The following is a 7,853-nucleotide window of genomic DNA, read 5'->3' on the forward strand; positions in this document are numbered from 1 at the left end:
ACATGTCGCAAAGCGGTGGCAACAGCGAAGGTCTGGCGGAAGGACAGGTGTTCGCCGGATACACCATCGTTCGACGGCTGGGGGCCGGCGGGATGGGTCACGTGTATCTGGCCCAGCATCCCCGACTGCCCCGCCGCGATGCCCTGAAAATCTTGCCCACCAATCTGACCGAGGATTTGGAATTTCGCCAGCGTTTCAATCGTGAGGCCGACCTGGCCGCGAGCTTGTACCACGAGCACATCGTCGGCATCCATGACCGCGGGGAATACCAAGGGCAACTGTGGATATCGATGGACTACGTCGAGGGAACCGACGCCGCGAAACTGCTGCGCAGCCAGTATCCGTCCGGGATGCCGAAAGCCGATGTCGCCGAGATCATTTCGGCCGTCGCCGACGCGCTCGATCACGCCCATTCACGCGGACTGCTGCATCGTGACGTCAAACCCGCCAACATCCTCCTGAGCGAGGCGAGCCCCCGACGGCGCATCCTGCTCGCCGATTTCGGCATCGCCCGCGAGATGGGCGAGATCAGCGGTCTGACCGCGACGAACATGTTGGTGGGGACGACCGCGTACTGCGCTCCCGAGCAATTGCAAGGTAACGATCTTGACGCGCGTGCCGACCAATACGCGCTCGGCTGTACCACGTTCAACCTGCTCACCGGGGCCGCCCCGTTCCAGCACTCCAACCCGGCGGTGGTCATCAGCCAGCACTTGTCCGCGTCACCACCGCTGGTCAGTGAACGGCGACCTGAGTTGGCGGAACTCGACGCAGTGATTGCCAAGGCGATGGCCAAGGACCCCAAAGAACGCTATGCGACGTGCGCGGATTTCGCGTCGGCGCTTGCCGGCCAGGGCCTTACTGCCCCGGCCGCCGTGGCGGGCCCGACGGAAGTCATCGCGGGACCGACGGAAGTGATCGCGGCGCCGAAGAATTCCGCCGAGGGATCTGCGGAAACGCGCGGCAACCGGCGGGGGCCGGCGATGGTGATCGCGGCGCTGGTCGCCGTCGCGCTGGTAGCGGTGGCCGCGGTGATCGGTGTTCGCATGCTGGGCGCGCGGGCTCACCACAAGAACAGCAGCGCCCCTTCGGCGTCGGTGGCGCCACCGAGCAGCGGCGGCGGGGCGCCCCCGTCAGCGCCGGCGCTCAAGCTCACCAGCCAGATCACCGATCAATCGGGTGTGCTCGGTCCCGTCGAGCGTGCCGGGGTGGGCAGGGCCCTCGCCAGGCTCTACCACGAGCGCGGCACCCGCCTGTGGGTGGTCTACGTCAATAATTTCGGCGGCCTCAAGCCGTTCAGATGGGCCGAGGACACCATGCTCGCCAACGGCTTCGCCGACACCGATGCCATCCTGGCCGTGGCCACCGACCAACCGTCCTTTTCGTTCCGGGTGCCCAACGCGGTGATCCAGGGCAAAGCCATCGATCTCGAGATCATTCGCCGCGACCGCATCGGACCGGCCGTTTTCCACCGCGAATGGGCACGCGCGGCGATAGTCGCCGCCAACGGATTGGACGTCGCGCCGAGTTAGCCCTCTGGGTTAGCGCGCGGGCCGCGCGGACCAGGGTTGCTAGATCTCCGTAATCCCTTGTGCCACTTACGCTTCAATAGTCACAGTCGGGCCGTTGTTGTCGGTGGCCCTTCGTAAAATTTGAGGCATGGGTTGCAGCGGTCGCGAAGAGATCGTCGAGGTCTTGGACGAGTTCGATGGTGCCCTGGACCGCTTGTGTGAGTTGACTTTTGACGTGCTCACCACCCCGGAACTGTTGCGGGCGTTGGAGCGCCTGGAACGGGGGGCGCGCAGGATGCGCACACCCGAGCATGCATTGATCAACAAACTCGACGCACAGGCCGGCGAGGAGGAGTTGGGCGGCACGCTGCGCTGCGCGCTGGCCGACCGGTTGCGCATCACCAAGGCTGACGCCGGCCGGCGTATCGCCGAAGCCGAAGATTTAGGTGAGCGGCGAGCGCTGACCGGTGAGCCGTTGGCGCCGCGGCTAAGTCATACCGCGGCCGCCCAACGCGGCGGCCTGGTCGGTGACGGACACGTAAAGGTGATTCGCAACTTCTTTGCCCACCTGCCTGCCGAGGTGGACCTGGGTACCCGGGAGGCCGCCGAGGCCGACCTGGCCGGTAAGGCCGGCGGGTATCGCCCAGATGAGTTGGCCAAATACGCCCAACGGATCATGGACTGGCTGCACCCCGATGGGGAATTCAGCGACCAAGAGCGCGCCCGCAAGCGCGGCATCATGCTGGGCAAGCAGGAATTCGACGGCATGTCACGCCTGAGCGGCCTGGTGACCCCCGAGCTGCGAGCCGCCATGGAGGCCATGCTCGCCAAACTGGCCGCCCCCGGAGCGTGCAACCCCGACGACGAAACACCCGTGGTCGATACGGCGCCCGACGAGGATGCGGTGCGCCGCGACCACCGCTCCGAAGCTCAGCGCAACCACGACGGATTCCTGGCCGCAATCCGCGGCTTGTTCGCCTCGGGCGAGTTGGGCCAACACAATGGCCTACCCGTGTCGATCGTAGTCACCACGACACTGAAGGACCTGGAGGCCGCCACCGGCAAGGGCGTAACTGGCGGGGGCACCCTGGTGCCGATGTCAGATGTGATCCGCTGGGCCAGCCACGCGCATCACTACTTGGCGATTTTCGATCACGGCAAGGCCCTGGCGCTGTATCACGCCAAGCGGCTCGCCTCTCCCGCCCAGCGAATCATGCTGTATGCCAAGGATCGTGGATGTACGAAGCCCGGCTGTGACGCGCCGGCCTACCACAGCCAGGTCCATCACGTTCGGGGCTGGAAGACCACCCGCCGCACCGACATCGACGACCTCACCCTGGCCTGCGGTCCGCACAACCAGCTCGTCGAGAAAGGCTGGACCACCCGCACCAACGCCAAAGGCGACACTGAATGGATACCGCCGGCGCACTTGGATCACGGGCAACCCAGAACGAATACCTTCCATCACCCCGAAAAACTCCTCGCACCCGACGACGACGAACCCGTTTGACGTCAGGCAAACGCGCCTGCTTTACGTGCCAGTCGCCTCGGCACTCAGCCGACGTTCGTGCCGCCCTCCGCGATCCGGCGCACCGCGTTGATGAAGACGTCGATCTCCTCGAACGTGTTGTAGAACGCGAACGACGGGCGAACCGTGGCCTCCAGGCCGAGGCGACGCAGAATCGGCTGCGCGCAGTGATGGCCGGCGCGCACCGCGATCCCTTCGGCGTTGAGCGCCTTGCCGACCTCGAGCGGCTCGTGCCCGGCCAGCACGAACGACAGCACGCTGGCCTTTTCGTCGGCGGTGCCCACTAGGCGCACACCTGGGATGTCGGCCAGGCGGGGGGTCGCGTACTCCAGCAGCGCGTGCTCATAGGACGCCATCCGCTCGATGCCGACCCGCTCGACGTAGCGCAGCGCCTCGCCGAGCCCGACCGCGTCGGCAATGTTGCCGGTGCCGGCCTCGAATTTGCTGGGCGGCCCCTGATATAGCGACCTTTCCAGGGTCACGTCGGCGATCATGTTGCCGCCGCCCTGCCAAGGCGGGGTCTCCGCCAAGGCCTCCTCGCACCCGTAGAGCACACCGATCCCGGTGGGGCCGTAAATCTTATGTCCGGAGAACACAAAGAAATCGGCACCGAGCTCGGAGACGTTGATCGGCAGATGCGGGACCGACTGCGCGCCATCGATCAGCACCCGCGCCCCGTAGCGGTGACCCAGCTCGACGATCTTCTCGACCGGCGTCACCGTGCCTAGTGCGTTCGAAACCTGAGTCGCGGCAACCAACTTCGTCCGCGGACCCAGCAGATCCTCAAACTCCGACATCAGTAGATTACCGGCGTCGTCGACCGGCGCAACTTTCAGGATCGCACCCGTCTGCTGCGAAAGCAGTTGCCACGGAACGATATTGGCGTGGTGCTCCAGATGAGTGATGACGATCTCGTCACCCGGACCCAAATGCTTGCCACCCCAGGCATAGGCCACCAGGTTGATCGCCTCGGTGGTGCCGCGCACGAAGATGATCTCTTCGTCCTTGGATGCGCCGATGAATCGCCGAACGGTGTTACGAGCCTCTTCGTAGGCGTCGGTCGCCCTGGCCGCCAATTCGTGCGCCGCGCGGTGAATGTTGGAATTCTCGTGCGCGTAGAAGTACGACAGCCGGTCGATCACCACCTGTGGTTTCTGGGTGGTCGCGGCGTTGTCGAACCAGATCAGCGGCTTCCCGTTGACGGTCTCCTTCAGGATCGGAAAGTCCGCCCGCACGGCGTTCACATCGAACACCTCGTGCTGGTCGGGCAACTGGGGCACCGGATCGGCGTGGGTGAGGAAGTAGTAGCTGCTTTCGTCACCTACCGGTGCCACCGGAGGTGCGTCCGACCAACCCAACTCAGGTATGGACGGCGCTTCGGGCAGCCACCCTGGTGCCGACCCGCGCGGCGCCACCGGAGCCGTCGGCGTTGCCGCCCCGGCCAGCACACCGGGCACAGTCGGCACGATACCGGTGGTGGGAACCGCGAACGCGCTCAAGTCGCTAACGCCCTGTGGCGCAAAGGGATCGGCCATCCCCGCACTCGTCCACGCGGCCGACGGCGCTGCCGTGATATCCGGCACATTGCCGCGCGGGGCCACCGGCACCGTTTGTGGCAAGCCCTCCGGTTCTGGAGACGTCGGCGCCGGGACATAGACATCGGTGAAACCGATGAAGGGAACCGGAGTCGCCGGCGGATAAGACGTGCCGACGGCCACCTGTCCGGCCGATGTCGCCGCCGTCGTGTCGGGCACGTTGCCGCGGGGGGCGACGGGCGCCGTCTGCGGCGGACTGTCGGGTCCTGGTCGAATACTGGCGGCGTAGAGCTGGCTGGCCAGCGCAGCCAGCTCCGAGGCGCCTATAGGCAGCTCGCTTTCAGCGTCGACCGCACGGTACTCACTTGTACTCATGGAATTGGTCCACGGCGACGTTGTCGAGCACGGCGAGCGCGTCGTCAGTGAGCACAGCCAAGGATGTGTACAGCGTGACCAGATACCTTGCGATCGCCGACTGGTTGATACCGGTGAACCGCACCGACAGCCCCGGTGCCTGCTCGCCGACCAGGCCCGGCTGGAAGAGGCCCACTACCCCTTGGCGCTCCTCGCCGGTGCGCACCAGCATGATCTTGGTCTTGCCCTTCGCCAGCGGCACCTTGTCCGACGGGATCAACGGAATGCCACGCCAGGTGATGAACTGCGCCCCGAACAGGCTCACGACAACCGGCGGGACGCCACGGTAGGTGGCCTCACGGCCGAACGCGGCGATTCCCTGCGGGTGGGTCAGGAAAAAGCTCGGCGTCTTCCACACACTGGTGATCAGCGCGTCCAGGTCGTCGGGCGTGGGAGCCCCGCCGAGCGTCTGGATCGTCTGCTCCGGCGTCACGTGCGCCAGCAGGCCGTACTCCGGGCTGTTGACCAGCTCGAACTCCTGACGCTCCTTGATCGTCTCAATGGTCAGCCGCAGCTGCTGGGCGACCTGATCGTGCGGGCTCGAGTACAGGTCGGAGACCCGGGTGTGGATGTCGAGCAGGGTCGAAATCGTGCGCAGCGTGTACTCGCGCGGACTGGTCTCGTAGTCGACGTAGGTCTCGGGCAGCGGCTCTTCGGTGCCGGCGCCATCTTCGGTCTTGACCGCGACCCGCTCGGGGTTGACCACGCGGTTCACTCGGTAGATACCCGCTTCCACCGGCACCCAGCTGAGCAAATGCAGCAGCCACCGCGGCGTGATCGTCGAGAGCTGCGGAACAGTCTTCGTCGCGTTGGCGAGCTGCCGGGCAGCGAGATCACCAAGGGCCTGAGACTCATTTTGGGCTGACGTCACGGCGGTCCCTCCATTTTGGTCGAATGCCGCAGCGGGTGTTGGGCGGTCTCATGATCGCCCGCGAGCAACGACTACGCGCGCTGAGCGTAGGCAAGTGTAGATCTCCGGGAAAAGGTTTAAACCCGCGGGTGACGAAAACCGACGCATGCGCGCCTGCGATCTGATAGTGCTCTATAGTGGGCCTATGCAACAGGCCGCACAGCCGCGCTTCGTCCCTTCGCGCTGCCTCGCCGTGTGTTGTTGTTGCTGTTGTTGATTTCCTGACGCCTTCTGACGCTGTAGAAATCCTTCGCGCTTTTCCCGCAAGCGGGTAGGCCCATAGCCCGCCCGGCGGCATCAAGACGCGTGCCAGTCAAACTTCAGGAAGATCAACCACCCATGACCGTGTTGTCTATACGCACCCCTGCATTGACGCAGGTCGCGACCCGCCGGCGCATTCTGGTGCGGCCGGCTACCGAACTCACCCGCATGACGCGCTACCGAGGCGGTACCTACTCACACACCGTCGACACGATCGTGTTCACCGACGGTACCCGCGCGCGCACCGATCTGATCCGGCTCAACCCCAACCTGCATGCCTATTCGCTGGACTTCACCGGCATCGCACCACACCATCCGTCGCCCTACCGCCTGGGAAACTGGTCGGCGTTGCCACACTTGCGCCACCGCGCCTGCGAGGCCGAGGTGGACTGGATCCTGCGCCACTCCTTCCCGATGCAGTCAATCACCGAATTGAGCCGACAGCTGCGCCAGGCCGGCTACCCGCTAGGGCCGGCCAACATCAGCGAGCACGAAGCGATCGCCGGAACCCAGGCCGCGATCTGGCATCTGACCAACGGCCTGGCCCTTGACACCCGGCCGCTGAACGTGCCGGTCGCCATACACCGAGCGCCGGGGCCGGTGCTCACCTTTGAATTCGATGGCCGACCGCAACTGGGCGGCTACTCGGTGTGCACGACGTCTGACTCCCCTGTCGGCTTAAAGCTGCAGAAGTCGGCCGATGGCGTTGTCTGGCAAGACGTTTCCGGCTCACATCTGACCGCAGCCGCCGGCGAAGGGCGCCAGCAACGCACTCTGGGCATCGGCAGCACGCTCGCGGGCAGCAGCCACAGCCGCGGCGGACACGGCTACCGGTACTACCGGCTGATCGCAACGGCAGAAAGCGGCACACCGAAAGTCGACCACGTCCGCTTCTGGCTGAGCGGAACTCGCCACTACCGCAACGCCGATCGGGTCGTACATCTCTACACGTACCTGCTCACCGAAGCGCGCAAAGCGCTCCACGAAATCGCCGAGCCCGGACTGGTCGACACCCAAGCCAGCGCCGATTCCGAACTCGTGGGCCCGTTTCAAGTGCGAATCCCGTTGAGGCTCAACACCACCGACGGTCACACGGTCGTCGACGCGGACGGATTCCCCGTTGACGACGTTATCCAACCGGGAACAGACTTCTACTTGCGTCGCCCGCCGGGCGCGTCGGCGACGACACTGACCGCAACCACCCCGCACAACCTCACCGGGCGAGTGCTGACCGGAGTGGCACTCGAGGGCGCGCAGCACCGGCTGACACCCGTCGCCCTAGCGATACCCACAGAAATGGCCATAGAGTTCGAAATTAGCTGGGATGGCAACTGTTGGGCTGAGATGTTGGAGATGACGGATGAGAGTTGCTGAGAACATCACACAACTGATCGGAAACACGCCGTTGGTCCGGCTGCGCAAGGTCACCGACGGCGCGGTGGCCGACGTTGTCGCCAAGCTGGAGTCCTTCAACCCGGCAGGCAGCGTGAAGGACCGCATCGGGGTGGCCATGATCGACGCGGCCGAGAAAGCGGGCCTGATCAAGCCCGACACGATCATCCTGGAGCCCACCAGCGGGAACACCGGCATCGCGCTGGCGATGGTAGCCGCCGCGCGCGGCTACAAGTGCGTGCTGACCATGCCGGACACGATGAGCTCCGAGCGGCGGATGCTGCTGCGCGCGTACGGTGCCG

Annotated in this window: 6 protein-coding genes; 4 read left to right on the top strand and 2 right to left on the bottom strand. The window is 65.3% G+C overall.

What is annotated here, in order from left to right:
• Nucleotides 1-2 precede the first annotated feature (2 nt).
• Together ACLP9N_RS05605 and ACLP9N_RS05610 are read left to right on the top strand one after the other, a co-directional pair.
• A complete protein-coding gene (locus ACLP9N_RS05605; RefSeq protein WP_442406452.1) occupies nucleotides 3-1,532 on the top strand; it encodes a serine/threonine-protein kinase in 1,530 nt (509 codons plus the stop codon).
• Nucleotides 1,533-1,659: 127 nt separating this feature from the next.
• Entirely contained in the window at nucleotides 1,660-3,021 is a 1,362-nt protein-coding gene (locus ACLP9N_RS05610; RefSeq protein WP_442406453.1) for an HNH endonuclease signature motif containing protein, read from the top strand.
• 44 nt (nucleotides 3,022-3,065) lie between these two features.
• Here the strand turns inward: ACLP9N_RS05610 and ACLP9N_RS05615 are convergent, their stop codons facing one another.
• Both ACLP9N_RS05615 and ACLP9N_RS05620 read right to left on the bottom strand, forming a co-directional pair.
• Complete coding sequence (locus tag ACLP9N_RS05615) at nucleotides 3,066-4,949, bottom strand: family 2A encapsulin nanocompartment cargo protein cysteine desulfurase (RefSeq protein ID WP_442406454.1); 1,884 nt, start codon at nucleotides 4,947-4,949, stop codon at nucleotides 3,066-3,068.
• The gene (locus ACLP9N_RS05620) at nucleotides 4,936-5,859 is read right to left on the bottom strand and encodes a family 2A encapsulin nanocompartment shell protein (RefSeq protein ID WP_442406455.1); all 924 of its coding nucleotides are present in this window, start codon (nucleotides 5,857-5,859) and stop codon (nucleotides 4,936-4,938) included. The genes ACLP9N_RS05615 and ACLP9N_RS05620 overlap by 14 nt, the downstream gene beginning before the upstream one ends.
• Nucleotides 5,860-6,237: 378 nt before the next feature.
• On the opposite strand from ACLP9N_RS05620, the gene ACLP9N_RS05625 reads away from it, so the two are divergent.
• On the top strand, nucleotides 6,238-7,533 hold the full coding sequence (locus ACLP9N_RS05625; protein ID WP_442406456.1) for a TQXA domain-containing protein: 1,296 nt from the start codon (nucleotides 6,238-6,240) through the stop codon (nucleotides 7,531-7,533).
• Nucleotides 7,520-7,853, top strand: a 334-nt coding sequence (locus tag ACLP9N_RS05630) for a PLP-dependent cysteine synthase family protein (protein WP_442406457.1), incomplete at its 3' end; no start/stop codon positions are given. The genes ACLP9N_RS05625 and ACLP9N_RS05630, both read left to right, overlap by 14 nt.

This window comes from Mycobacterium sp. (assembly GCF_052144515.1).
GTDB lineage: Bacteria > Actinomycetota > Actinomycetes > Mycobacteriales > Mycobacteriaceae > Mycobacterium.